Annotated in this window: 23 protein-coding genes; 13 read left to right on the plus strand and 10 right to left on the minus strand. The window is 70.6% G+C overall.

Annotated features, from left to right (window positions below; translation table 11 throughout):
- Positions 1 to 85 precede the first annotated feature (85 nt).
- The 10 genes from GRC12_RS13455 (at position 86) to GRC12_RS13505 (ending at position 9270) form a co-directional block, all read left to right on the plus strand.
- Positions 86 to 1783, plus strand: coding sequence for a nitrite/sulfite reductase (locus tag GRC12_RS13455; RefSeq protein WP_208779468.1), 1698 nt, complete (start codon positions 86 to 88; stop codon positions 1781 to 1783).
- On the plus strand, positions 1780 to 1959 hold the full coding sequence (locus tag GRC12_RS13460) for a hypothetical protein (protein WP_133041655.1): 180 nt from the start codon (positions 1780 to 1782) through the stop codon (positions 1957 to 1959). Before GRC12_RS13455 ends, GRC12_RS13460 begins: the two co-directional genes overlap by 4 nt.
- Positions 1956 to 2666: a phosphoadenylyl-sulfate reductase gene (locus tag GRC12_RS13465; RefSeq protein ID WP_208779469.1), complete on the plus strand. Its 711-nt coding sequence runs from the start codon at positions 1956 to 1958 to the stop codon at positions 2664 to 2666. The genes GRC12_RS13460 and GRC12_RS13465 overlap by 4 nt, the downstream gene beginning before the upstream one ends.
- A gap of 20 nt (positions 2667 to 2686) precedes the next feature.
- Positions 2687 to 3223, plus strand: coding sequence for an adenylyl-sulfate kinase (gene cysC, locus GRC12_RS13470; protein ID WP_208779489.1), 537 nt, complete (start codon positions 2687 to 2689; stop codon positions 3221 to 3223).
- Positions 3220 to 4155: a sulfate adenylyltransferase subunit CysD gene (gene cysD, locus GRC12_RS13475; RefSeq protein ID WP_208779470.1), complete on the plus strand. Its 936-nt coding sequence runs from the start codon at positions 3220 to 3222 to the stop codon at positions 4153 to 4155. Before cysC ends, cysD begins: the two co-directional genes overlap by 4 nt.
- Position 4156: 1 nt before the next feature.
- On the plus strand, positions 4157 to 5485 hold the full coding sequence (locus GRC12_RS13480; protein ID WP_208779471.1) for a sulfate adenylyltransferase subunit 1: 1329 nt from the start codon (positions 4157 to 4159) through the stop codon (positions 5483 to 5485).
- 233 nt (positions 5486 to 5718) lie between these two features.
- Positions 5719 to 6837 carry an aliphatic sulfonate ABC transporter substrate-binding protein gene (locus GRC12_RS13490; protein ID WP_208779472.1) on the plus strand — a complete coding sequence of 373 codons (1119 nt, stop codon included), beginning with the start codon at positions 5719 to 5721 and terminating at the stop codon, positions 6835 to 6837.
- A 35-nt stretch (positions 6838 to 6872) separates the two neighbouring features.
- Positions 6873 to 7658 (plus strand): ABC transporter ATP-binding protein, encoded by a 786-nt coding sequence (locus tag GRC12_RS13495; RefSeq protein WP_208779473.1) that lies wholly within the window; start codon positions 6873 to 6875, stop codon positions 7656 to 7658.
- Positions 7645 to 8523 carry an ABC transporter permease gene (locus GRC12_RS13500; RefSeq protein ID WP_208779474.1) on the plus strand — a complete coding sequence of 293 codons (879 nt, stop codon included), beginning with the start codon at positions 7645 to 7647 and terminating at the stop codon, positions 8521 to 8523. The genes GRC12_RS13495 and GRC12_RS13500 overlap by 14 nt, the downstream gene beginning before the upstream one ends.
- Positions 8524 to 8529: 6 nt before the next feature.
- Positions 8530 to 9270 (plus strand): sirohydrochlorin chelatase, encoded by a 741-nt coding sequence (locus tag GRC12_RS13505; RefSeq protein WP_208779475.1) that lies wholly within the window; start codon positions 8530 to 8532, stop codon positions 9268 to 9270.
- Positions 9271 to 9419: 149 nt separating this feature from the next.
- Here the strand turns inward: GRC12_RS13505 and GRC12_RS13510 are convergent, their stop codons facing one another.
- From GRC12_RS13510 to GRC12_RS13530, 5 genes are all read right to left on the minus strand, one after another.
- Complete coding sequence (locus GRC12_RS13510; protein WP_208779476.1) at positions 9420 to 10367, minus strand: phosphotransferase family protein; 948 nt, start codon at positions 10365 to 10367, stop codon at positions 9420 to 9422.
- 105 nt (positions 10368 to 10472) lie between these two features.
- On the minus strand, positions 10473 to 13082 hold the full coding sequence (locus GRC12_RS13515) for a fibronectin type III domain-containing protein (RefSeq protein ID WP_208779477.1): 2610 nt from the start codon (positions 13080 to 13082) through the stop codon (positions 10473 to 10475).
- Between the two features lie 123 nt (positions 13083 to 13205).
- On the minus strand, positions 13206 to 13823 hold the full coding sequence (locus tag GRC12_RS13520) for a mycothiol-dependent nitroreductase Rv2466c family protein (protein ID WP_208779478.1): 618 nt from the start codon (positions 13821 to 13823) through the stop codon (positions 13206 to 13208).
- 100 nt (positions 13824 to 13923) lie between these two features.
- Positions 13924 to 14520 (minus strand): TIGR03086 family metal-binding protein, encoded by a 597-nt coding sequence (locus GRC12_RS13525; RefSeq protein ID WP_208779479.1) that lies wholly within the window; start codon positions 14518 to 14520, stop codon positions 13924 to 13926.
- 25 nt (positions 14521 to 14545) lie between these two features.
- Positions 14546 to 15571 carry a ketopantoate reductase family protein gene (locus tag GRC12_RS13530; protein ID WP_208779480.1) on the minus strand — a complete coding sequence of 342 codons (1026 nt, stop codon included), beginning with the start codon at positions 15569 to 15571 and terminating at the stop codon, positions 14546 to 14548.
- 58 nt (positions 15572 to 15629) lie between these two features.
- Here GRC12_RS13530 and GRC12_RS13535 point away from each other — a divergent pair, with 58 nt between their 5' ends.
- Entirely contained in the window at positions 15630 to 16481 is an 852-nt protein-coding gene (locus GRC12_RS13535; RefSeq protein WP_208779481.1) for a transglutaminase-like domain-containing protein, read from the plus strand.
- A gap of 4 nt (positions 16482 to 16485) precedes the next feature.
- On the opposite strand, the gene GRC12_RS13540 is transcribed toward GRC12_RS13535, so the two are convergent.
- Positions 16486 to 17034, minus strand: coding sequence for a DUF1697 domain-containing protein (locus tag GRC12_RS13540; protein WP_208779482.1), 549 nt, complete (start codon positions 17032 to 17034; stop codon positions 16486 to 16488).
- Between the two features lie 401 nt (positions 17035 to 17435).
- Here GRC12_RS13540 and GRC12_RS13545 point away from each other — a divergent pair, with 401 nt between their 5' ends.
- Entirely contained in the window at positions 17436 to 19691 is a 2256-nt protein-coding gene (locus GRC12_RS13545; protein ID WP_208779483.1) for an MMPL family transporter, read from the plus strand.
- Between the two features lie 144 nt (positions 19692 to 19835).
- On the opposite strand, the gene erm is transcribed toward GRC12_RS13545, so the two are convergent.
- From erm to GRC12_RS13565, 4 genes are all read right to left on the minus strand, one after another.
- Positions 19836 to 20615: an ErmE/ErmH/ErmO/ErmR family 23S rRNA (adenine(2058)-N(6))-methyltransferase gene (erm, locus tag GRC12_RS13550; protein ID WP_208779484.1), complete on the minus strand. Its 780-nt coding sequence runs from the start codon at positions 20613 to 20615 to the stop codon at positions 19836 to 19838.
- Positions 20616 to 20976: 361 nt separating this feature from the next.
- Complete coding sequence (locus tag GRC12_RS13555) at positions 20977 to 22257, minus strand: ABC transporter substrate-binding protein (RefSeq protein ID WP_208779485.1); 1281 nt, start codon at positions 22255 to 22257, stop codon at positions 20977 to 20979.
- A complete protein-coding gene (locus tag GRC12_RS13560) occupies positions 22257 to 23090 on the minus strand; it encodes a carbohydrate ABC transporter permease (protein WP_208779486.1) in 834 nt (277 codons plus the stop codon). The genes GRC12_RS13555 and GRC12_RS13560 overlap by 1 nt, the downstream gene beginning before the upstream one ends.
- Positions 23087 to 23995, minus strand: a complete 909-nt coding sequence (locus tag GRC12_RS13565; protein WP_208779487.1) for a carbohydrate ABC transporter permease — start codon at positions 23993 to 23995, stop codon at positions 23087 to 23089. The genes GRC12_RS13560 and GRC12_RS13565 overlap by 4 nt, the downstream gene beginning before the upstream one ends.
- Before the next feature lie 179 nt (positions 23996 to 24174).
- Here GRC12_RS13565 and GRC12_RS13570 point away from each other — a divergent pair.
- Positions 24175 to 24870: aminoglycoside phosphotransferase family protein (locus GRC12_RS13570; RefSeq protein ID WP_208779488.1), on the plus strand; the 696-nt coding region annotated here is incomplete at its 3' end.

Here is a 24870-nt window from a genome sequence, read left to right on the forward strand (position 1 = left end):
TGCGCAACGTCGCGCACGTATGCCCATGCGCCCGAACGCGCAGGTCAGAGCCGAATTCCCGCCTGTCCCGAAGGACGTAACCACCATGGCCGCCACCCCGCAGAAGCCCGCCGCCGCGCCAGTCCGCCGCAAGGTGAGCCGTCACCGCGGTGAGGGCCAGTGGGCGATGGGGCACTACACCCCCCTCAACGGCAACGAGCAGTTCAAGAAGGACGACGACGGTCTCAATGTGCGGACACGCATTGAGACGATCTACTCCAAGCGGGGCTTCGACTCCATCGACCCCAACGACCTGCGCGGGCGGATGCGCTGGTGGGGCCTGTACACCCAGCGCAAGCCCGGGATCGACGGCGGCAAGACCGCGATCCTGGAGCCGGAGGAGCTGGACGACAAGTACTTCATGCTGCGGGTGCGGATCGACGGCGGCCGCCTCACGACCCAGCAGCTGCGGGTGATCGGTGGGATCTCCGAGGAGTTCGCGCGGGGCAGCGCGGACATCACCGACCGGCAGAACATCCAGCTGCACTGGATCCGCATCGAGGACGTCCCGGAGATCTGGAACCGCCTGGAGGCGGTCGGGCTGTCGACCACCGAGGCCTGTGGCGACTGCCCGCGTGTCGTCATCGGCTCGCCGGTCGCCGGCATCGCCGAGGACGAGATCATCGACGGCACCTGGGCGATCGACGAGATCCACGACCGTTACATCGGCAGCAAGGAGTTCTCCAACCTGCCGCGCAAGTTCAAGACGGCGATCTCCGGTTCCCCCCTCCTCGACGTGGTCCACGAGATCAACGACATCGCCTTCGTGGGCGTCGAACACCCCGAGCACGGCCCCGGGTTCGACCTCTGGGTCGGCGGCGGCCTGTCCACCAACCCGAAGATCGGCGTCCGGCTCGGCGCCTGGGTGCCGCTGGAGGAGGTCCCGGAGGTCTGGGCGGGCGTCGTCGGGATCTTCCGCGACTACGGTTACCGGCGCCTGCGCACCAGGGCCCGGCTGAAGTTCCTGGTCGCCGACTGGGGCGCGGAGAAGTTCCGGCAGGTGCTGGAGGAGCAGTACCTCAAGCGGACGCTCGTCGACGGTCCGGCGCCCGCCGAGCCGCTGCAGCGCTGGCGTGACCACGTCGGTGTGCACCGGCAGAAGGACGGCCGTTACTACGTCGGCTTCGCACCGCGCGTCGGCCGTGTCGACGGCACCACGCTCACCAAGATCGCCGACCTGGCGGAGGCCCACGGCTCGGGCCGGGTGCGTACCACCGTCGAGCAGAAGATGATCGTCCTCGACGTCGAGGAGGAGCAGGTCGAGCCGCTGGTCGAGGCGCTGGAGGCGCTGGACCTGACGGCCAGGCCGTCGCCGTTCCGGCGCGGCACGATGGCCTGCACCGGCATCGAGTACTGCAAGCTGGCGATCGTCGAGACCAAGGCCCGCGGCTCCCAGCTGATCGACGAACTCGAGCGCCGCATCCCGGAGTTCGACGAGCCGATCACCATCAACCTCAACGGCTGCCCGAACGCCTGCGCCCGTATCCAGGTGGCGGACATCGGTCTCAAGGGGCAGTTGGTCCTCGACAAGGACGGCAACCAGGTCGAGGGCTACCAGGTGCACCTCGGTGGCGCGCTCGGCCTGGAGGCCGGGTTCGGGCGCAAGGTGCGCGGCCTGAAGGTCACCGCCGAGGAGCTGCCCGACTACGTCGAGCGCGTTCTGAAGCGGTTCCAGGACGAGCGCGAGGACGGCGAGCGGTTCGCCGCCTGGGCCGCGCGCGCCTCCGAGGAGGCCCTGTCGTGAGCGAGCGGGCCGCCCCCTTCTACTGCCCCTACTGCGGCGACGAGGACCTGCGTCCGGCCGAGCAGGGCCACGGCGCCTGGGAATGCGCGGCGTGCAACCGGGCCTTCCAGTTGAAGTTCCTCGGGCTGCTCGCCCGGGGCCTTCAGCACTCCGAGGCAGCGGGAGACGAGATATGAACGCCGTGACGCGAGACCGTACGACAGAGGAGCTCAAGGCGCTCGCCGAGCAGGCGGGCCGCGATCTGGAGGACGCCTCCGCGCTGGAGATCCTCCAGTGGGCGGCTCAGACCTTCGGCAAGCGCTTCTGCGTGACCTCGTCGATGGAGGACGCGGTGGTCGCCCACCTCGCCTCCCGCGCGATGCCCGGCGTCGACGTCGTGTTCCTCGACACCGGTTACCACTTCGAGGAGACCATCGGCACCCGTGACGCGGTCGAGGCCGTGATGGACGTCAACGTCATCACCCTCACCCCGCGCCAGACGGTCGCCGAGCAGGACGCGGAGTACGGCCCGAAGCTGCACGACCGCGACCCCGACCTGTGCTGCAAGCTGCGCAAGGTCCAGCCGCTGGAGCAGGGCCTGAGGAACTACACGGCCTGGGCGACCGGTCTGCGCCGTGACGAGTCCCCGACCCGGGCGAACACCCCGGTCGTCGGCTGGGACGAGAAGCGGCAGAAGGTCAAGATCTCCCCGATCGCCCGCTGGAGCCAGGACGACGTGGACGCCTATGTGAGCGAACACGGCGTCCTGACCAACCCGTTGCTGATGGACGGCTACGCCTCCGTGGGCTGCGCCCCCTGCACCCGCCGGGTGCTCGAGGGCGAGGACGCGCGGGCCGGCCGCTGGGCGGGCCGGGCCAAGACCGAGTGCGGGCTGCACGAATGACGACGACCGAGGAGTTGCAGGTGACGACCGGAGCCACCGTCTGGCTCACGGGTCTGCCGAGTGCTGGCAAGACCACCATCGCGTACGAACTGGCCGGCCGGCTGCGCGCCGAGGGCCATCGCGTCGAGGTGCTCGACGGCGACGAGATCCGCGAGTTCATCTCCGCGGGCCTCGGCTTCAGCCGCGAGGACCGGCACACCAACGTGCAGCGCATCGGCTTCCTCGCCGAACTGCTCGCCCGCAACGGCGTCAAGGCGCTGGTCCCGGTCATCGCGCCCTACGCCGACAGCCGGGACGCGGTCCGCAAGCGGCACCAGGAGAGCGGGGCGCCGTACATCGAGGTGCACGTGGCGACCCCGGTCGAGGTGTGCTCCGTACGCGATGTGAAGGGTCTGTACGCCAAGCAGGCGGCGGGTGAACTGACCGGGCTGACGGGTGTGGACGACCCCTACGAGGAGCCCGAGTCGCCGGATCTGCGCATCGAGTCGCAGCACCAGACCGTCCAGGAGTCCGCGGCCGCGGTCCACGCGCTGCTCACCGAGAGGGGACTGGCATGACGACCGTCGCATCCGTGCACGAGGGGACGGACGCCCCGTACGCGCTGTCCCACCTGGACGCGCTGGAGTCCGAGGCGGTGCACATCTTCCGTGAGGTGGCGGGCGAGTTCGAGCGGCCGGTGATCCTCTTCTCCGGCGGCAAGGACTCCATCCTCATGCTGCACCTGGCGCTGAAGGCCTTCGCGCCGGCCGCCGTGCCCTTCTCGCTGCTGCACGTGGACACCGGACACAACTTCCCCGAGGTCCTCGAGTACCGGGACCGTGTGGTGGCCGCACATGGCTTGCGTCTCCATGTGGCCTCCGTACAGGACTACATCGACCGGGGTGTGCTCAAGGAGCGTCCGGACGGCACCCGTAACCCGCTGCAGACCCTGCCGCTGACGGAGAAGATCCAGGCGGAGCGGTTCGACGCGGTCTTCGGCGGCGGGCGCCGCGACGAGGAGAAGGCCCGCGCGAAGGAGCGGGTGTTCTCGCTGCGGGACGAGTTCTCCCAGTGGGACCCGCGCCGCCAGCGCCCCGAGCTGTGGAACCTCTACAACGGCCGGCACGCGCCCGGCGAGCACGTGCGCGTGTTCCCGCTGTCCAACTGGACCGAGCTGGACGTGTGGCAGTACATCGCCCGTGAGGGCATCGAGCTGCCGGAGATCTACTTCGCGCACGAGCGTGAGGTGTTCAGCCGCAACGGCATGTGGCTGACCGCCGGCGAGTGGGGCGGCCCGAAGGACGGCGAGAAGGTCGAGAAGCGGCTCGTGCGCTACCGGACCGTCGGTGACATGTCCTGCACCGGTGCCGTGGACTCGGACGCGGTGACGCTGGAGCAGGTCATCGCGGAGATCGCCGCGTCCCGGCTGACCGAGCGGGGCGCCACCCGCGCCGACGACAAGCTGTCCGAGGCCGCGATGGAAGACCGCAAGCGCGAGGGGTACTTCTAGGATGACCACGACCACGGAGCTCTCCGAGACCACCCTGCTGCGCTTCGCGACGGCCGGTTCGGTAGACGACGGCAAGTCCACGCTCGTCGGACGGCTGCTGCACGACTCCAAGTCGGTGCTGACCGACCAGCTGGAGGCCGTCGAGCACGCCTCCCGCAACCGCGGCCAGGAGGCCCCGGACCTCGCGCTGCTGACGGACGGCCTGCGGGCCGAGCGCGAGCAGGGCATCACCATCGACGTCGCCTACCGCTACTTCGCCACGCCGAAGCGGCGGTTCATCCTCGCCGACACCCCGGGCCATGTGCAGTACACCCGCAACATGGTCACCGGTGCCTCGACGGCCGAGCTGACGGTGATCCTCGTGGACGCCCGCAACGGCGTGGTCGAGCAGACCCGCCGGCACGCGGCGATCGCCGCGCTCCTGCGCGTCCCGCACGTGGCCCTGGCCGTCAACAAGATGGACCTGGTCGACTACCGGGAATCCGTCTTCGCCGAGATCGCCGAGGAGTTCACGGCCTACGCGACCGAACTCGGCGTCCCCGAGGTCACCGCGATCCCGATCTCCGCACTGGCCGGCGACAACGTGGTGGAGCCGTCGGCGAACATGGACTGGTACGGCGGCCCGACGGTCCTGGAGCACCTGGAGACCGTTCCGGTGAGCCACGACCTGAGCCACTGCCACGCCCGGCTTCCGGTGCAGTACGTGATCCGGCCGCAGACCGCCGAGCACCCCGACTACCGCGGTTACGCCGGCCAGATCGCCGCCGGTTCCTTCCACGTCGGCGAGGCGGTCACCGTGCTGCCCTCGGGCCACGCCTCCCGGATCTCCGGCATCGACCTGCTCGGCGAGCCGGTCGACGTCGCCTGGACCACCCAGTCGGTGACGATCCTGCTGGAGGACGACATCGACATCTCCCGCGGCGACCTGATCGTGCCCAGCAAGGACGCCCCGCCCACCACGCAGGACATCGAGGCGACCGTCTGCCACGTCGCCGACGCTCCGCTGACCGTCGGCCACCGTGTGCTCCTCAAGCACGGCACCCGCACCGTGAAGGCGATCGTCAAGGACATCCCCTCCCGGCTCACGCTCGACGACCTGTCCCTGCACCCGCACCCGGGACAGCTCGTCGCCAACGACATCGGCCGGGTGAAGATCCGCACCGCGGAGCCGCTGCCGGTGGACTCCTACGCCGACTCCCGCCGCACGGGTTCGTTCATCCTGATCGACCCGAGCGACGGCACCACACTCACCGCGGGCATGGTCGGCGAGTCGTTCGCCTCCCCCGAGCCCGTCAAGGACGAGGCCGAGGACGACGGGTGGGACTTCTGACATGAACTCCCCCGATTTCTACTCCACGTTCGCGAAGGAGGGCGGCCGCGTCGGCAGCGGCGCCCTCGGCAGCGGGCAGGGCGGAGTGGCGCGATGTGTGCGCTGACGTACGCGCACTGCCTGCGCGCCCCGTCCCCCCACCCGACGTCCCGGAAGCGACGAAGACCCTTGCCGAACTCCCGGCCACGACCTGAGAGACCGTGACCGCCGGGCCAACGAGAGGAAAGCCTCCCGTGCCTGTCAACCGCTCCACCTTCCTGCGCCGCGGAGCCGCCGTGGTCGCCGCCCTTCCCCTTCTCACTCTCGCCGCCTGCGGCTACGGGTCCGACTCCAGCAAGAGCGACTCCTCCTCCAAGCAGAAGGTCGCCGCCGGGTCGTCGAAGATCGACGGCCTCGACTCCGTGAAGATCGGCTACTTCGGCAACCTGACCCACGGCACCGCGCTGGTCGCCCGTGAGCAGGGCCTGTTCCAGAAGGAGCTGGGCGCCACCAAGGCCGACTACGCGACCTTCAACGCGGGCCCGTCCGAGATCGAGGCGCTCAACTCGGGCTCCATCGACATCGGCTGGATCGGCCCCTCCCCGGCGATCAACGGCTACACCAAGTCCAACGGCAAGAGCCTGAAGATCATCGGTGGTTCGGCCTCCGGCGGTGTCAAGCTGGTCGTGAACCCGAAGAAGATCACGTCCCTGAAGGACGTCAAGGGCAAGAAGATCGCGACGCCCCAGCTGGGCAACACGCAGGACGTGGCGTTCCTCAACTGGGCCGCGGACCAGGGCTGGAAGGTCGACGCGCAGAGCGGCAAGGGCGACGTCACGGTCGTCCGCACGGACAACAAGATCACGCCGGACGCCTTCAAGGCCGGTTCGATCGACGGCGCCTGGGTGCCGGAGCCGACCGCGTCGAAGCTGGTGGCCGAGGGCGGCAAGGTCCTGCTGGACGAGGCCTCGCTGTGGCCCGACAAGAAGTTCGTGATCACGAACATCATCGTCCGCCAGCAGTTCCTCAAGGAGCACCCGAAGGCCGTGGAGGCGGTGCTGAAGGCCGCCGTCGAGGCCAACAAGTGGATCAACGCCAACCCGGACCAGGCGAAGGCCGCGGCCAACAAGCAGCTGGAGGCGGACTCCGGCAAGGCGCTCAAGCCGAACGTCCTGGACCCGGCGTGGAAGTCGATCCAGTTCACCGACGACCCGCTGGCCTCCACCCTCAACACGGAGGCGGAGCACGCCGTCAAGGCCGGTCTGCTGGCGAAGCCCGACCTCAAGGGCATCTACGACCTGACCATCCTCAACAAGGTCCTCAAGGCCGAGGGTGAGCCCACGGTCGACGCCGCCGGTCTCGGCACCAGCTGACGCACGCCCCGAACTGTTCCCAGGAGGTGACGACCATGGCCACGACCACGACGCTCGCCAAGGCCGACGAGTCCGTCGAGTACGCGGCGCGCCTCGAGCACGTCTCGAAGTCCTTCGCGACACCCGGTGGGCAGCAGCTCGTCCTGGACGACATCAGCATCGATGTCGCACCGGGTGAGTTCGTCACCCTCCTGGGAGCCTCGGGCTGCGGAAAGTCCACGCTGCTGAACCTGGTGGCGGGGCTGGACGCGCCCAGCGCGGGCTCCATCACGACGGACGGGCGCCCCGCCCTGATGTTCCAGGAGCACGCCCTGTTCCCGTGGCTGACCGCGGGCAAGAACATCGAACTCGCCCTCAAGCTGAGGGGAGTCGCCAAGGCCGACCGCCGCGACAAGGCGGAGCGCCTGCTCGAACTGGTCCGCTTGAAGGGCGCGTACGGCAAGCGCGTCCACGAACTCTCCGGCGGTATGCGCCAGCGCGCGGCGCTGGCGCGGGCGCTCGCCCAGGAGAGCAACCTGCTGCTGATGGACGAGCCGTTCTCCGCGCTCGACGCCATCACCCGGGACGTGCTGCACGACGAACTGACCCGGATCTGGGCGGAGACGGGCGTGTCCGTCCTGTTCGTGACGCACAACGTGCGTGAGGCGGTGCGGCTGGCCCAGCGGGTGGTGCTGCTGTCGTCGCGTCCGGGCCGGATCGCCCGTGAGTGGGCGGTCGACATCCCGCAGCCGCGGCGCATCGAGGACGCGCCCGTGGCCGAACTGTCCCTTGAGATCACCGATGTACTGCGTGGGGAGATCCGCCGTCATGGCCAGCACTGAGACGACGCCGGCCCAGGACGCCGGGAGCGTCGAGGCCGGCCTGGACGCACTGGAGACCGCGGCCGTCGGCCGCCCCACGCTCCGGCAGACCCTCGTCAACAAGATCCTGCCGCCGGTCATCGCGCTCGGCGTGGTGCTGGCCGCCTGGTTCGTCCTGTACCCGATCGTCGACGACCCGACCAAGCTGCCCTCGCCCGGTGCGGTGGCCGGCGAGTTCAAGGACGCCTGGTTGAAGGGCGATCTGCTCGGTTACATCTGGACCAGCGTCTCGCGCGGTCTGCTGGGCTTCTTCTTCGCGTTGCTGATCGGCACCCCGCTGGGTCTGCTGGTGGCGCGGGTGAGGTTCGTGCGGGCGGCGATCGGCCCGATCCTGTCCGGGCTGCAGTCGCTGCCGTCGGTGGCGTGGGTGCCGCCTGCCGTGATCTGGCTGGGCCTGAACAACTCGATGATGTACGCCGTCATCCTGCTCGGCGCGGTCCCCTCGATCGCCAACGGCCTGGTGTCCGGCGTCGACCAGGTGCCGCCGCTGTTCCTGCGGGCGGGCCGCACGATGGGCGCGACGGGCGTGAAGGGCGTCTGGCACGTCGTCCTGCCGGCCGCGATGCCCGGCTATGTGGCGGGTCTGAAGCAGGGCTGGGCGTTCTCCTGGCGCTCCCTGATGGCGGCGGAGATCATCGCGAGCTTCCCCGATCTCGGCGTGGGTCTCGGGCAGTTGCTGGAGAACGCGCGCACCGCCAGCGACATGGCCATGGTGTTCGAGGCCATCATCCTGATCCTGTTCGTCGGCATCGCCATCGACCTGCTGATCTTCAGCCCGCTGGAGCGCTGGGTGCTGCGCAGCCGTGGCCTTCTCGTGAAGAGCTGAACGCCCGTGTACGACAAGCCCGTTCTCCTCGTCATCGCCCACGGCAGCCGCGATCCGCGGCACGCGGCGACCGTGCACGCCCTGGTGCGCCGGGTACGGTCGCTGCGGCCCGGGCTGCGCGTCGAGACGGGCTTCCTGGACTTCAACGTCCCGTCCGTGCACGGGGTGTTGGAGTCCCTCGCGGCGGAGGTCGTCCGTGACGTCGTCGCGCTCCCCCTCCTGCTGACCCGCGCCTTCCACGCGAAGGCCGACATCCCGGCCGTCCTGCGCGAGGCGCCGCCGCGGCTGCGCATCCGGCAGGCGGACGTGCTCGGCCCGTCCCCGCTCCTCCTGCGGGCCCTGGAACGGCGATTGTACGAGGCGGGGCTGACGCCTGCCGACAAGTCCTCGACCGGGGTCGTCCTGGCCTCGGCGGGGTCGTCCGACCCGGAGGCGATCGCAGTGATCGCTGACATCGCGCGGGAGTGGCGGCACACCGGTTGGTGCGCCGTGCGACCTGCGTTCGCCTCCGCGTCCCTCCCCCGGACCGAGGACGCGGTACGGGAGTTGCGGGCGCTCGGCTGCGAGCGGGTGGCCGTCGCCCCGTACGTCCTGGCCCCCGGTTTCCTCCCGGACCGTATAGCCCGGGGCGCAGCCGAGGCGGACGTCCTGGCCGACGTGCTGGGCCCGGCGCCGGAGGTGGCGCGGGTACTGCTGGAGCGGTACGACGAGGCGCGGATGCCCCGACTGGCCGCGATCGGCGCCTAAGCGCTCCGCTGGAAGTGCCGCGCTGTGCCGTCGGCCGTCCGCGGCGCCGTCGTGGCCGCTCGCGCCCGCGCGGCGCAGCCACACCTCGACCGCAGCCCCGCGCCCCTTCGGGGGCGCTGCCGAACCGCTCCGGACTTCACCATGTCCGCTCAGTCGAGCAGGGCAAGCAGATAGTTCTCAAGGCGTCGGGTGAGTACGGCCGGCGTCAGGTCTGTGCGGCCGAGTTCGCGCCAGGGCACGGCGACCTTCTCGGCGTCGGGGGCGAAGCCGAGGGCGTCCAGGACGCGCCAGTAGCGGCGGGCCTCCGGATCGTCGGTGAGGGTGCCGCCGGCGGCCAGGTAGTGGTCGGCGAAGCGGAGGCCGGCGGGCACACCGTGCAGCAGGGTGAGCGCGGACGAGCAGTGCGCCACGTCGAGGTCGGCCGGCCCCCAGGACGTCTCCACCCAGTCGACGACACCCGTGACGGCGAGATCGCCTCCGGACCCCGTGAAGAGCACGTTTCCGGGATGGAAGTCACGGTGCAGGAAACACGGTCGGTGGTCGGGAGCGGGACGCCGGATCACGTCCACGGCCCGGCGCCACAGCTCGGGCCGCGAGGTGTTCTCGGGAATCCGCACCCGATCCGGGGCGGTCCACGCCTCGTACGTCCGCGGCCGGTCCGCCTCCGGCACCCGCAGCCCGTGGATGCCGGCCAACTGCCGGGCGAGCAGCCGGCTTCTGCGCTCCACTTCGTCGTCGCCGTCGTCGTCCAGCCGCAGGCCCCCGGGCAGCAGCGACATCACCAGCGACGGATGGTCGCAGTGCTCCCCCGCCGCGTCGACGGCGTGCAGCCGGGCGGCCGGGACGCTCGTCGGGGCGAGGAGACGGAGGATGTCGGCCTCCCGGGTGAGCAGTCCCGAAGCGGCCCTGAGATAGAAGGGTTTGACGAAGGACCGCAGCACGAGCGTGTACGGCTCCCCCGGACCGTCGATCTCCAGCCGCCGCATCCTCGACGTCCAGCCGCCCCGCAGCGCGCCGGCGTCCCGGATGCGCTCCCCCGGCCGCAGAGTCCGCTCCACCCACAGGCGGGTGTTGGACCAGTCCTCGGTCGTGGTCATGAAAGGGAGCCTATCGGCGAACCGCCGTTGGCCGGCGCGGGGGTGACGGGCCCGGTCCCGAGTCACGGTGGCCGACGTGGCCGGCCGTGACCCGGGACCGTCGGCTCAGGACGTCGTCGTCGCTGTCACCGTGGCCGCGGGGCCGGCGCCGGCCGCCGTCACCGCGGCGACGGTGACGGTGTAGGACGTGCCCGGCCTCAGTCCGCCGATGACCCGGAACATGCCCTTGGCGGAGGGCTGGGTGACCAGGGCGTCCCGGCCGGTGACCTCGATCGGGTCACGTCCGTCGGAGACGGTCACCCGGTAGCCGACCACCTTGGCGTCCCCGGTCGCGGTCGGCGGGGTCCAGGCGAGGGTGGCCGCCGTGGCCGCCGTGCGCAGCTTGGGGCCGGTGGGCGCGCCCGGCAGGGCGGTCGCCGCGGTGGGCGCAAGCGGCAGTGAGGCGAGGGACGGCTCGCTGCTGCCGTACTTGTTGCTCGCGGTGACCGTCACCGTGAACGGCCCGCCGGACGACGGCAGTCCACCGATCCGCACCAGCGCCGTCCGCTTGAACTCGGCTGCGGAGACACCCTGTTGGGCGACCTCCCTGCCCGACGCGTCGTACGCCCGTGCCGTGTAGGACGTCACCGGTGCACCGTTGTCCACGAAGGCCGGGTTGAAGGTGACGTACAGCGCGTCCGCGCCCGCGGTGCTGGTGCCGACGCGGGTCGGCGCCTCCGGCACGGACGGGGCTGCGACCCGGCGGCTGAGCAGACCCCGGTAGGCGGGCTCGAGTCCCGCGTTGGCGAGGATCGCCGAGGGGACGTCTGACAGGGCGCTCATGATGTGGTTCCCGGTCGTCACGAGCCCCTTGTTGTCGCTGTCGGCCGTGCCCTCCTCCCACCAGTTGTCCTTGACGAGGGTCGGGTCGTTGTTGCCGAGGGCGTCGCGGTAGTCGGTGTGCCGGGAGGCGACGTTGGCGTAGGAGGCGTTGTAGAGGACGTTTCCCTCCACGGTCTCGTAGGTGCAGCCGTTGTCGGTGTAGACGTTCTTGCCCAGGCCCCACTGGTCGTGGATGACGTTGCCGGTGACCTTCTCGCCGTCGGCCATGGAGGTGCCGGTCAGCCCCTGGGTGTAGATGCCGCCGCCGTCATCGAGCCCCTGCATGTAGTCGAAGATCAGGTTTTCGCGCACGGCGTTGTCGTGGCTGGGGTTCGGGGTGGCCGGGTCGCCGATCTTGTCGGGCCAGCCGCCCCAGCCCATGGAGACGGCGCTGTAGCCGACGTGGTCGATCTGGTTGTGGGCGATGGTGTTGTGCTGGGTGTAGCCGTTGAGGATGGCCACCCCGCCGTGGTACTCGCGGGGCAGGGCGTAGAGGTGGTTGTCCGTCACCTGGACGCCGGAGGCGGGGGTCTGGCCGTCCACTCCCCCGATCTCCAGTCCGTTGCCTGAGATGTCGGTGAAGACGCTCCCGCTCACGGAGGAGTCCTCGCTGCCGGTGCCCAGGTCCAGTCCGGACGCGCCGAGATGCGCGAAGACGTCGTCGGCGAACTGGATGCGCTGCCCGTACGCGAAGGACACGTTGCCGGGCATCTTCGTCCAGGAGGCGAAGGGGCAGGTGCCGCCCTCGACGTAGTGGCACAGGCCCTGCGTGGCCCAGCCCCTGTCGCCGGTGATGGTGTAGCCGGCCTGGATCTCGGAGAAGCCCTCGGGCTGCGAGGGCGTCAGCCAGGTCGCGTAGCTGAACTGGATGCCGCGGAAGGCGATGTCGTGCACCGGTGCGTCGGACGTGCCGCGTCCGTCGACGAGTTTCTCGGCCGCCGCCGCCTCCACGTCGGCGCGGGCGAGGTTCTCGCCCTTGCGCGGCAGGTAGTAGACGGTTCGGGCGCTCTTGTCGAGGTACCACTCACCGGGCTGGTCGAGGAGTTCGTAGGCGTTCTCGACGTACGTCGCCTTGCCGTTGTTGGTCAGATGGCCCGGGCCGACCATGCTGACCGTGCGGCCGGGGATGTCGGGGAACTCGACCCGCTTGTTGGAGTTGTCCCAGCAGGGCTGGGCCATGGTGATGGTGGTGCCCTCGGCGGAGGCGATCCGGCAGCGCGGCTCGGTCCACTGGCCGAGTCCGTTGCGCTCGATGTTCCACAACGCCTCGCCGCTGGTGTAGACGAACTCGGCGTCGGACGGGTGCTTCCAGTGGGCGATCGTGTCCGCGGAGGCGGTGTAGCCGGTCGCGGTCTGGGTGAGAGCGACCGGCACGGCCCCGCGGGCCCGCTGGGCGCGCACCCCGTCGACGTACAACTGCCGTGTGTCGGTGAGCCCTTGGGGCGCGCGGGCGGCCCACAGTCCCTTGCGGCCGGGGACCTGGTGCCAGCCGACGACCTGGCGGCCGCCGCTGACGACCGTGGCGCCGGTGCCCTGCCAGATCACCCGGTGACCGTTGGTGCCGGAGTCACGGGCGTCGAGGACCAGGGGTCCGGACTGGCGGTAGGTGCCGGAGGCGAGGTGCACGGTGAGGTCGGACTTCAGGTGGGCGGACCTGGCGCGGACCAGGTCGCGGGCGTGCTGGAGCGTGCGCACGGGATGTCGTGCGCTGCCGTCGGCATGGTCGTTGCCGGTGGGTGAGACATAGAGGTCAAAGGACGCCTCCGCCTGGGCCGGGGCCACGAGGCCCGGGACCCCGAGGGCCAGCACGGCGGTGACAAGGGTGACCAGGGCGGCTCTTCGGTGCGTGGGCATGTACCCCTCCCGTGGGATAGCCGGTACCCAACGCCGGGAAAGGTAGGAGCACTTGGGTGCCCCAGTCAATGAACGAGACGGAAATTGACGCGATCCCCCGACCCTCAAGGTAGATTCATCGGATCAGTCGAAGCGCAGAGAGCCGGTCCGGGTGCGCTTCAGCTCGAAGAAGTCGGGGTGGGAGGCCAGGACCCGGAAACTGTCGAAGAGTTCGGCCGCCCGCTCGCCGCGCGGAACGGCCCTGAGCACGGGTCCGAACCACACGGTTCCGTCGACGTGCAGCGTCGGGGTGCCGACATAGCCGCGCGACTCGGGCTCGACGCCGGCTTCGTGGCGGCGGCGGACGGCCTCGTCGTGGGACGGGTCGTGCGCGGCGGCGGCGAGATCGTCGGGCAGGCCCAGCTCGGCCAGCGACTCGGCGATCACCTCGTCGAAGTCCTCGGCCTCGCGCTCGTGGATACGGGTGCCGAAAGCGGTGTAGAGATCGCGCAGGACCTTCTCCCCGTGCCGTTCCGCCGCGGCCACGGCGACCCGCACCGGACCGATGGACCGGTCGACCAGGTCCCGGTACCAGTCGGGGAGTTCGTTGCCGAGGTTGTGCAGATACAGGCTCATGACGTGGAAGCGGAGGTCGAGCGGGCGCTCGCGCTCGACCTCCGTCAGCCAGCGGGAGGTGATCCAGGCGAAGGGGCAGGCGGGGTCGAACCAGAAGTCGACGCGGACGGGAGAGCTGTTCGTCATGCGGTCGACGGTAGTCGGCGATTGGTTCAGCTTCCTGACCCAATCACGCACTGTTTTCTTGGCCCAATCAGGCTCTGCGTGGGGGGTTTCCGGGGGTACGTCAGGCTCGGGCGAGCTGGGGGTCCCGTCCGCTGGCGGCGAGCGCGCGGTCGAAGACGGGAGCGTCGTCGGGGACCGGCACCGGGTCGGCGAAACCGTCGTACTGGCGGTAGAGGGCGCCGTGCTCCTCGACCACGTGCAGCACGAACCGGGCCGCCTCGTCCGAGACGCGGTACTCCTGGCCGGTGGCGGTGGCGACGTCCCAGCCGTGGACGGCCATCTCCTTGATGACCATCGAGGCGATCTGTGCGGCGGGCATCTTCGCCATGCCCAGGTCGACCTCGCCCTCCCAGACCGCCGGGTCGGCCCAGGCGGCGACGGCCCGGTCCAGCTGGGCGGCGTAGGCCGCGGGCCAGTCGGGGTCGGCGGTGAAGTCCCGCGCGGTCAGCTCCTCGGGGAGCTGCTTGCGCAGGGCCCGGTGCTCCAGGCCGTGGGAGGTGTAGAGGACCCAGTGGTTGACCAGGGCGCGGACGTCCCAGTCGGGGCAGTGGGTGGGCTCGCCGAGCCGGTCCGCGGGCACACCGCGTGCCACACGGGCCGCCTCGGCGGCACATTCGGTCATGTACGCGTGCAGGTGCTTGGGGTCGTCGTACGTCATGCGCCCCACGCTAGGAAGGGCGCGCTCAGGACTCTTGAACAAACGCGACAGCGTCGTCGGCCAGCCGGGCCAGCTCCTCGATCGGCATCGAACCGGGCGCGCGGCGCTCGCGCGCGAAGGTGTTGGCGAGCTGTTGCAGCAGGTCGTTGAGCGGGGTCGGAACGCCGTGCAGACGGCCCAGCAGACCGATCTCGCCGTTGAGGTAGTCGGCCTCGATGGTGCCGGTGGCGCGGGCGAGGGACTGCCAGGTGGAACCGCCGGTGGGTGGGACGCCGTCGAGCGGGACCAGGTCCACTTTGTGACCGCGGAGCGCCTGCTGCTCCTCGAGGCCGGCATACGGGATCCCGGCCGCGTCGAGCACGGCCTCGCCCTCGGCTCGCACTCGTGCCCGCAACGTCGCCGCCGCTTCGGTGCCGTCGGCCGGCCCGCTCACCGCCATGACGGTGTTGTTGAGATTCGTCAGCAGCTTGGCGTACTGCCAGCGCGCCACGTCGGGTACGACCGGGGCCTCGAAGTGGGACCTCTCCAGGTCGGCGGCGATCAGCCGGACCGTCTCGTCGGTGCCGTGGGGATGGCGGCCGAGGTGCAGCATGCCGGTGAGCGGGGCGCCGCCGGCGGAGACGGAACCCGGTTCCAGATAGGTGGCCGGCAGCCAGACGCAGACCCCGTAGACGTTGCGGAACACGCGCAGCGCGAGTCGCTGGCCCTCCACGCCGTTCTGCGCGCACAGCAGCGGCAGCCGCTCGGCGGCCGTGCCGCCGCCCGCGACCGGGGCCGGGCCCCAGGTCCGCAGCGCGGCCACGGTGTCCTGCACCTTGACGGCGAGGACCAGCACGTCGTCGGACCTCAACTCGCCGAGCTCGCCCGGCCCTTCGATCGCGGGCAGCCGGTGGGTGTACCGCCCGTCGGGCACCGTCAGCCGCAGCCCGCCCTCCCGCAGCGCGGTCAGGTGCGCGCCCCGCGCGACCAGGACGACCTCGTGCCCCGAACCGGCGAGCCGCCCGCCGATCGCACCGCCGACGGCCCCTGCTCCGATGATGATGTAGCGCATGGGACGAGCCTCGCACAGCACTTGACCTTCCCCCTGGGGCAGGGTCGAGCGTCCCGGCATGGACACCTGGCTGAAGCAGACGCCGTACAGCGATCCCGGCGACCTGGACACCGGCGCGCTGCCACGTGATCCCGGTGAACTGGCCCGACTGGTCCGGGCGTTGATCATCCACCGGGGCGAGGGCGAACCCCTCGGCTACGGGATCCCGACGGAGCGGCTGCACCACGACGCCGAGTCGCGGTACGTCACCGAGATCCTGCGGATCCTGCGCGCACGCTCCAACCGGCCGCTCACCGAAGCCCGGCCGTACGAGGAGCGGTTCGTCGGCACGTGCCGGGACTTCGCCCTGCTGCACGTCTCGCTACTGCGGGCCACCGGGACGCCGGCCCGGGTGCGCGGGGGTTTCGCCACGTACTTCGTCGACGGCTTCCACGAGGACCACTGGATCACCGAGTACCGTCTGCCGGACGGGACTTGGCGGCTGGCCGACCCTCAGGTCATGCGGGCGGGGCACGACCTGGACTTCGATCCGCTGCATGTGCCGCGCAACCGGTTTGTGGTGGCCGGTGAGGCGTGGCGGGCCGTCCGGGGCGGGGCCTCGGATCCGGCGACGTTCGGGCTGTCGTGGGACGAGTCCCTGCGGGGTGCCTGGTTCGTCCGGCACAGCCTCGTCCTGGACCTGGCCTGCCGGTGCGGCGTCGAGACCCTCCCATGGGACGGCTGGCTGCCGCTGGCCGGGGTCGAGGAGCCGGGGTCCCCTTCCGAGGGCGAGCTCGCGCTGCTCGACGCGGTCGCCGCCGCCACCGACGACGAGGCGGGGCGCCTGTTCGAGGACTCCCGTCTGACCCCGCCCCGCGAGATCCTCTCCCTCGCCCCCTACCTCGGCCCGCGCAAGGTCACTCTGCCGTGAGCTCTCACTCCGCCGTGAGCTCGGCCAGCTTCACGACGGTGTTCCAGTTGCGGGTCGTGGCGATCACGCCCTTGTTGATGCGGGGCCTGGAGAGCACTTCGGCGAGCTTGGAGCGGCCCAGTCCCTGCGGCACGTAGAGATACAGCTCGCGCTCGCCGAGCCGGAACTCCTCGGGCAGATAGGTCTCCCGGTCGATCTCCGCGAACCGCGCGGCGTCGACCGGCGCCGAGAAGTAGGTGACGTGCAACTGCTTGGCCTCCAGCTCGGCGGCCGGGAAGGGGCAGGCCTCGACGACCGCCTTCAGATAGGCGTGGTCGCGGACGATCACGTCGACGGAGAAACCGAAGTGCTTCTCGATCGCGTCCGTGAGTTCGGCGGCCAGCGACTCCTCGTCGCCGTGGCCCGAGGCGAAGACGGCCTGACCGCTCTGCAGATGGGTGCGGACGCGGTCGTACCCCAGGCCGTCCATCAGCTGCCGCAGCTCGGCCATCGGCAGCTTCTTCTTGCCACCCACGTTGATCCCGCGCAGCAGCGCCGCATACGTCGTCGTCATGGCGGACACCATAGGGCGGCCGTCGTGCCCCGTGGGGGTGGGCACGACGGCCGGCGTCCACCCGGGGGTGGACTGCGCGAAACTCTGACGGACGAGCGCGGCCGCGAGCAACACCTGCACGCAGCTGTTACTTACTCAACAAGCTTTCGTAATGACAAAGTCGGAGCGATGGCGACGGACCGGACACCGGCCCGCCACCCCGATCACTACTCATGAGTAGCCCGGATAGATGTAAGGGGCCGTCGTCCTCCCCAACGGTGAGACGCCCGAGTACGAGGGGATGAGTCCGGGCCACGGCACTTCACCGGGCAGCACGACGAGTTGGTCTTACGCCGCCCATACCTTCGTAACGAAAGGTGGCGGCAGGGGGCTGCCACCGCGCACAAGGGGGCAAGCCCGTCATGGGGAACCGAGAAACACGGGTACGGGGCATAGCCGCCCGGGCCGGCGGCTGGAGCGCCCGCCACCGATGGGCTGCCGTCGGCATCTGGGTGCTGTTCGTCGTCCTGGCGATGGGGATCGGTTCCGCCGCGGGCCGGGTCGATCTGAAGGACAGCGACCAGCTCAAGGGGGAGACGCACACCGCCGCCCAGATCATCGATGACGCGGGGATCAAGGAACCGGCGAGCGAGACGGTCCTGATCCAGGCGAAGGACGGCCGGCTCAAGGCCACGGACAGCGAGTTCAGGGCGGCCGTCGGCGCCGTGGTCAAGGCCGTCGACGGGACCGGCAAGGTATCGGACGTCAAGTCGCCGTACACCACGGACACGATCTCCAAGGACGGGCGCAGCGCGCTGGTGCAGTTCGACATGCGCGGCGACTCCGAGACCGCGGGCGACCGGGTGGAGCCCGTGCTGAAGGCCGTCGCCGGGGTGCAGAAGGACCATCAGACGCTGCGGATCGAGGAGATCGGCGGCGCGAGCATGCGGAAGACGTTCGACGACGCGTTCGGCGACGACTTCAAGAAGGCCGAGTACTCCGCGGTCCCGGTGGCCCTCGGCATCCTGCTGATCGCCTTCGGCGCGCTGGTGGCCGCGCTGCTGCCGGTCGCGCTGTCGATCACGGCGATCATGGCGACGATGGGTCTGATCGGCATCGTCAGCCATGTCCAGCCGATGACCGACACCGCCAACTCCGTGATGCTGCTGGTGGGTCTGGCCGTGGGCGTCGACTACTGCCTGTTCTACCTGCGCCGCGAGCGGGAGGAGCGGGCCGCGGGACGCGACGCGCACACGGCCCTGCGCGTCGCCGCCGCGACCAGTGGCCGCGCGATCATCGTCTCGGGCATCACGGTGTGCGTGGCGATGGCGGGCATGCTGTTCACCGGGCTCGCCACGTTCGAGGGCATGGGCCTGGCCTCGCTGATGGTCGTCGCCGTCGCCATGGTCGGCTCGGTGACCGTCCTGCCGGCGCTGCTGTCGCTGCTGGGCGAGCGGGTGGAAAAGGGCCGCGTCCCCTTCCTGGCCAAGGCCATGGAGCGCCGCGCCGCCCGCACGGGCGGGGAGAGCCGGTTCTGGGGAGCGGTCCTGAGGGGTGTGCTCGCCCGGCCGCTGGTGTCCGTGGTGGTCGCCGCCGGCGCGCTGCTCGCCGTGGCGGCCCCCGCACTCGGCATGAAGACCCAGAACCTCACGCTGGACCAGGAGTTCGGTGACTCGCTGCCGATCGTGCAGACGTACAACCGCGTCAACGACGCCTTCCCGGGCGGCTCCGAGCCGGCCGAGGTGGTCGTCAAGGCGAAGGACATCAACGCCCCCGAGGTGAAGTCCGCGCTCGCCGACTTCAAGGCGCGGGCGATCAGTTCGGGCGCCTCGCGCGGCCCGGTCCAGATCACCCTGCACGACGCGCAGAACATCGCCTACGTCTACGTCCCCCTGGTCGGCGGCTCCGACCTGGACAAGGCGGGCGCCAGCCTGGAGAAGCTGCGCGACGAGGTACGACCCGCCACGCTCGGCAAGGTGGACGGCCTCAAGGCCCCGATCACCGGGCAGGTGGCCGGTTCGAAGGACTTCAACGACCAGCTCGGCGGCGCCGTCGTCCCGGTCTTCGCGTTCGTCGTGGTCTTCGCCTTCGTGCTGATGCTGCTGTCGTTCCGCTCGCTGACCATCGCGATCACCTCGATCGTGCTCAACCTCCTTTCCGTGGGCGCCGCTTACGGCATCCTCGTCGCCGTCTTCCAGCACGGCTGGGGCGCCTCGCTGGTGGGCGCGGAGGGCGTCGGCGCGATCATCACCTGGCTGCCGCTGTTCCTCTTCGTGATCCTGTTCGGCCTGTCGATGGACTACCACGTGTTCGTGGTCTCGCGGATCCGCGAGGCGCGGATGCGGGGGCGCACGACGAGGGACGCGATCCAGCACGGCGTCGTCACCACGGCCGGTGTCGTCACCAGCGCCGCGGTCATCATGGTCGCCGTGTTCGCGATCTTCGGCACGCTGTCCATGCAGTCCATGAAGCAGATGGGCGTGGGCCTGGCGGCCGCGGTGCTCATCGACGCGACGATCATCCGGGGCGTGCTGCTCCCGGCGGTGATGGCCCTGCTCGGCGAGCGCAACTGGTACCTGCCGAGGTGGCTGAACCGTCTGCCCGACCTCACGCACGACGAGTCGCCGGAGGTCATCGCCGACTCGGCACCGGAGCACGGTGAGCGACTGACGGTCTGACGACTCCCCCTGACAGAGGGCCCGTTGGTATCCCCGGGGGAACCAACGGGCCCTCGATCACGCCCCCCCGAGGCGCCGGAACGCTTCGACGCCCTCGACGCCATCGACGACGCCTCGATCCGGGTGGCCGCGGTTCACGCGCTTTCATGCGCACAGCACCTCATGCAGCCGCAGCCACCGCTGCGGGGACACCTCGCCCACCAGGACGCCGGTATCCAGTCCGGCCGCCCGGAACGCCGCGTCCACCCGGCGCCGGGGACGGGCCCGCCGCAGCGAGGCGTGCAGCGAACCCCCGACGCCCGAGAACCCCAGCTCCACCAGCCGCCGCCAGCCGTCGTACGCGGCCGGTTCGAGCAGCGGGTTGCGGCGCCGCTCGATCCGTACGATCCCGGCGTCGACGCGCGGCACGGGCCGGAACCGCGTCCGCGCGACCCGCCCGGCCAACCGCCACTCGTAGCGGGGCCAGCTGCGCACGGTGAGCAGGGTCCAACTCCCGTAGTCACCGGTGCGTTTGCGGGCGTACTCGAGCTGGGTGAGCAGGGTGGCGTCGGTGAGGGCCGGTGCCCGCAGGCACCAGTCGACGATGGCGGCGGTGCGCGAGAAGGGCACGTTCCCGGCGACGGAGAAGGGGGTGCGGGGTGCCCTCGCGGTGAGGAAGTCGGCGCCGATCACGTGCACATGGGGTGTGCCGGAGAACCGGGTGTGCAGCGCGGGGAGGAGGCGCCGGTCGATCTCGTACGCGCGCAGTTCCCGGCAGCGCGGGGCGAGTCGTTCGGTCAACGCGCCTTTTCCGGCGCCGACTTCGAGCAGCAGGGGTACCTGTCGTGCGCGCGGGACGGCCAGCTGGGCGAGGTGTTCGGCGGTGGCGCGGTCGGCGAGGAAGTTCTGCGAGAGCGCGCGGGTGTTACGGGTGGGGCGGGCCATGGCCTGCGGTCCTTGTCTTCCGTGAACGGTGAGAAGGGCAGCCGAAGGCCCTGACCGGAAGACAGAAGAGGGGAAACAGGCGCGAAGCAATCAGCGGGCGTGGCTTCCCGTACCGGTCAGGGCACCGGGGCCACGACGCATCCGAATGGAGTGCGTGCAGTCCCGGCCGAGACCGGTGATGGTGATCGCGTTGTTCGCTGCCACGAACGCAAAGCTAGGCTCGTCGCGGCACGGCGGACAACTGGTTTTCCGTTCGGCTCGGTTTTCCGGTCGGCTCGGTTTTCCGGTCGGCTCGGTTTCCGGTCGGCTCGGTTCTCCGTTCGGCTCGGTTTCCCGTGCGGCTCGGTTTCCCTTGTCGTGCTCACCGCTGGTAACGGGCGAGCACCAGGTTTCCGTCCCGCTCCAGCCGGCCGCGCAGTTCGTCGAGGCCGATCGCGCCGCTGTAGTACTCCTGGAAGGCGGGCGTGGCCACCTTGTCCTTCCACTCGGAGTAGCCGCGTACGGACTGCGCGGGCGCGGGGCGGAGGTCGGCTGCCAGAGCCGTGCCGGTGGCCCAGCCGTCCTTGGTGGTGTGCAGGGCCGGGTCCCGCAGGGCCTCGGTGCCGGTCGGCAGCATCCAGTCCCCGAGCGCCAGCCGCACCATGTTCCTCGGCCGCAGCAGGAAGTCGAGGAACGCGGCGGCCTCCTTCTTGTGCGGGCTGTCCTCGGCGATGGAGAGGGTCTGGGGGCTGACGCCCTGGGCGAGGCCGTCGACGCCTGCCGGGGCGGGCAGCACCTGCCAGCGGAATCCCTTCGGCGCCTGCTGCGCGATCTGCTGGCGATAGGAGAACCCGAGCGGGACCATCGCGTACTTGCCGCCGAAGAAACCGGGCAGCGTGTCCGAACCTCCGCTGCCGAGGGTCGTGGGGGAGGCGCTGTGGTCGGTGTTGGCCTGGTCGTGGATGGTACGGGGCACGACTTCGTCGCCCGCGCCGAAGCGGATGGTGACCTTGCCGTCGGCTCCCCGGTGGAAGAGCCGGCCGCCTGTCGACAGCGACAGGTTGAGGGTCGCCGAGACCGGTTCCTTCAGCGGCCAGGCGACACCGTATCTGCCCTTGCCGCCGAGCTGCCGGGTGATGGCCCTGAACTCCGGCCACGACCAGGGGTGTTCCGGGGTCGGGACGCGTACGCCGGACCGTTTGAGCCAGGTCGCGTTGGCGACGACGACGCGTGGTTCCTGGAGGAAGGGCACGCCGTAGACGCCGTCGCCGAAGGTGGTGGTCCGCCAACTGCGCTGGGGGATCTCGGCCTTGAGCCGGGCGGGCAGCAGGCCCCGCAGGTCGGCGAGGTAGCCGCCGTAGGCGAAGTCGGCGAGGTCGTCGGAGGCGTCGTGGATGATGTCGGGGGCCTCGCCGCCCTCGAAGGCGGTGAGGAGCTGGTCGTGGACGCTGTCCCAACTCCCCTGGACATAGTCGACCTTGATGTCCGGATGGCTCGCGTTCCACTCCTTCACCAGCTGCTTGTTGGCCTCCACCGACTCCTGCTGCCAGGCCAGGGACTGGAAGCGGAGGGTGATACGGCCGTGCGCGGTGCCGTTGCCGCCGCCGGTGCAGCCGGACAGGAGCAGGGCGAGGACGAGGAGGCAGACCGCCCTGCCGCGCATCAGTTCTTCACCGCCCCGGTGAGCATGCCGCCGGTGATCCGCCGCTGGATGAGGGCGAAGACGACGAGGGAGGGCACCGTCGCGAGGAACGCGGCCGCCGCCAGCGGGCCGAGGTCGGCGACGCCCTCCGCGCCGATGAAATGGGTGAGCACCACCGGCAGCGTCTGTCTCTCCGGCGTTTTCAGCAGGACGAGCGCGAAGAAGAACTCGTTCCACGCCGTGACGAACGCGAACAGGGCCGTGGCCGTGATGCCCGGTGCGAGCAGCGGGGCGACCACGAGGACGAGGGTCCGCACCCGTCCGGCCCCGTCGACCGCCGCCGCCTCCTCGACCTCCGTCGGCACCGCGCGGACGTACCCGGCGAGCATCCACAGCGCGAAGGGCAGCGCCCACACGACGTACACGAGGGTCAGCCCGGCCAGTGAATCGATCAGCCGCAGGTTCTTCAGCACGAGGAACAGCGGGATGATCACCAGAACCAGCGGGAACGCCTGACTGACCACGACCCAGCCGGTGGCGGCCCGGGTCAGTGCGGTGCGGCGCCGGGCCACGACATAGGCGAGGGGAGTGGCGATCAGTACGGCGACGACGGCCGCGCCGGCCGCCGCGAGCAGGGAGTTGAGGGCCGCGTGCAGCAGGGGCTGCTCGTCGAAGGCCTGGCGGAAGTTGTCGAGCGTGGGGTGACGTGGGATCCAGGTGGGGTGCGGACTGCCCAGCTCCCGAGGGGACTTGAAGGCGGTGGAGAGCAACCAGAGGAAGGGGAAGGCGAGGAAGACGAGATACGCGAGCAGGGCGACGTACTGGCCCGCTCGGGTACGGGAGTTGGCCCTCATGTGTCGTCCCCTCCCTTCAGCCGGCCCGCGAGGAACAACGCGAGCAGCACCGAGATCACCGCGACCATCACGCAGCCCATCGCGGCCGCGTACCCGAACTGGCCGTACCGGAAGGCCTCTTCGTAGGCGAAGAGCATCGGCAGTCGGGTACGGCCGCCCGGTCCGCCGTTGGTCAGCACGTAGACCAGCGCGAAGGAGTTGAAGTTCCAGATCAGGTTGAGGGCGGTGACGGCGAGGGCGACGGGTCTCAGCGCGGGCCACGTCACCGTGCGGAAGCGGCGCCAGGCGCCCGCGCCGTCCACCGCGGCCGCCTCGTGCAGTTCGCGCGGGGTGTTCTGCAGTCCGGCGAGCAGTGCCACGGTGGTCTGCGGCATGCCCGCCCACACGCCGACGACGACCACGGCGGGCAGCGCGGTCGCCAGGCCGCTGAGCCAGTCGTGGCCGTCGCCCAGGCCGAGGTGGCGCAGGGTCTCGTTGAGGACGCCCGCGTCCGGGTTGTACACCAGCCGCCACATGATGCCGACGACGACCTCGGGCATCGCCCACGGGACGATCGCGAGGGCGCGGGCCAGCCAGCGCAGCCGCAGGTCCTCGTTGAGCAGCAGCGCGAGACCGAGGGCGAGCAGGAACTGCGGCAGGGTCACCGCCGCGGCCCACACCAGCCCGATCCGGAACGACTCCCAGAACAGCGTGTCGTGCAGCAGATCCTGGAAGTTGAGGCCGCCGATCCACCGGGTCGGCTCGGTCCGGCCGGACTGGGAGTCGGTGAAGGCCAGCAGGATGCCGTAGAGAAGGGGGCCGACGCTCAGGACGAGGATGGGGATCAGGGCGGGCAGGACGAGGAACCAGACGGCACGGTCGGTGGGGCGCCGCACCACACTTCCCGCATCGATCTCCGCTGCCACGGGTTCCCCTCTGTGTACGGGACGCTCTTCGTGTACGGACGGTCGGGCCCGGTCATGGTCGTGAAGGCCCTGGGTCCCGTCAAGGGCATGGGCACACGTCCCGGACCTGTGCGGATGCGAGACTGACCTGCGGTTGGCTGGAACCCGACGCCACACGACGGCGGACACGGAGGCGGGCGATGGACGAGGCGACGGCGCGGGACGTGCTGGGCGCGGCGGGGGTGCTGCCCAGGACGGCGGAGCTGCTGGCCCTGGGCGAGAACGCGGTGTTCGCCGACGGTGACCTGGTGGTCAAGGTGGGTCGGGACGCGGAGCTGCTGGAGCGGGCGCGGCGGGAGGTGGACGTCGCGCTGTGGCTGGCCGAGGCGGGGGTCGCGGCCGTGCGGGTGGCGGAGCCGAAGCCGTTGCTGGTCGAGGGGCATCCGGTGACCGTGTGGCACCGTCTGCCGGATCCCGTACGGCCCGCCGAACCGCGGGATCTGGCCGAACTGCTGCGGGTCGTGCACGCGCTGCCCTCGCCCCCGTTCGCCCTGCCGCCACGGGAGTTGCTGGGCGGGGTGGAGCGGTGGCTGCGGCTGGCGGGGGACGCCATCGATCCGGCCGACGCGGCGTATCTGCGCGAACGGCGGGATGGCTTCGCGGCGGCCGCGGCCGCGTTGACGCCGCGGCTGACTCCGGGGCCGATTCACGGGGACGCGTTGCCCCGGAACGTGTACGTCGGGCCGGACGGGCCGGTACTGGTGGATCTGGAGACGTTCTCCTCGGATCTGCGGGAGCACGATCTGGTGGTGATGGCTCTGTCGCGGGACCGGTACGGGTTGCCTGCGGCGGCTTATGACGGGTTCGTGGCTGTTTACGGGTGGGATGTGCGGGAG

Origin of the sequence: Streptomyces griseorubiginosus, assembly GCF_017614965.1 — a bacterium.
Classification (GTDB): Bacteria; Actinomycetota; Actinomycetes; order Streptomycetales; family Streptomycetaceae; genus Streptomyces; species Streptomyces griseorubiginosus_B.

Bases quoted from the DNA above. Each gene is read 5' to 3' on its own strand.
- GRC12_RS13455 (WP_208779468.1), top strand. From the start codon at position 86: ATGGCCGCCACCCCGCAGAAGCCCGCCGCCGCGCCAGTCCGCCGCAAG.
- GRC12_RS13545 (WP_208779483.1), top strand. From the start codon at position 17,436: ATGGGGAACCGAGAAACACGGGTACGGGGCATAGCCGCCCGGGCCGGC.
- GRC12_RS13480 (WP_208779471.1), top strand. From the start codon at position 4,157: ATGACCACGACCACGGAGCTCTCCGAGACCACCCTGCTGCGCTTCGCG.
- GRC12_RS13535 (WP_208779481.1), top strand. From the start codon at position 15,630: ATGGACACCTGGCTGAAGCAGACGCCGTACAGCGATCCCGGCGACCTG.
- GRC12_RS13555 (WP_208779485.1), bottom strand. From the start codon at position 22,257: ATGCGCGGCAGGGCGGTCTGCCTCCTCGTCCTCGCCCTGCTCCTGTCC.
- GRC12_RS13465 (WP_208779469.1), top strand. From the start codon at position 1,956: ATGAACGCCGTGACGCGAGACCGTACGACAGAGGAGCTCAAGGCGCTC.
- GRC12_RS13540 (WP_208779482.1), bottom strand. From the start codon at position 17,034: ATGACGACGACGTATGCGGCGCTGCTGCGCGGGATCAACGTGGGTGGC.
- GRC12_RS13530 (WP_208779480.1), bottom strand. From the start codon at position 15,571: ATGCGCTACATCATCATCGGAGCAGGGGCCGTCGGCGGTGCGATCGGC.
- cysD (WP_208779470.1), top strand. From the start codon at position 3,220: ATGACGACCGTCGCATCCGTGCACGAGGGGACGGACGCCCCGTACGCG.
- erm (WP_208779484.1), bottom strand. From the start codon at position 20,615: ATGGCCCGCCCCACCCGTAACACCCGCGCGCTCTCGCAGAACTTCCTC.
- GRC12_RS13520 (WP_208779478.1), bottom strand. From the start codon at position 13,823: ATGACGAACAGCTCTCCCGTCCGCGTCGACTTCTGGTTCGACCCCGCC.
- GRC12_RS13560 (WP_208779486.1), bottom strand. From the start codon at position 23,090: ATGAGGGCCAACTCCCGTACCCGAGCGGGCCAGTACGTCGCCCTGCTC.
- GRC12_RS13510 (WP_208779476.1), bottom strand. From the start codon at position 10,367: ATGACCACGACCGAGGACTGGTCCAACACCCGCCTGTGGGTGGAGCGG.
- GRC12_RS13525 (WP_208779479.1), bottom strand. From the start codon at position 14,520: ATGACGTACGACGACCCCAAGCACCTGCACGCGTACATGACCGAATGT.
- GRC12_RS13495 (WP_208779473.1), top strand. From the start codon at position 6,873: ATGGCCACGACCACGACGCTCGCCAAGGCCGACGAGTCCGTCGAGTAC.
- GRC12_RS13500 (WP_208779474.1), top strand. From the start codon at position 7,645: ATGGCCAGCACTGAGACGACGCCGGCCCAGGACGCCGGGAGCGTCGAG.
- GRC12_RS13515 (WP_208779477.1), bottom strand. From the start codon at position 13,082: ATGCCCACGCACCGAAGAGCCGCCCTGGTCACCCTTGTCACCGCCGTG.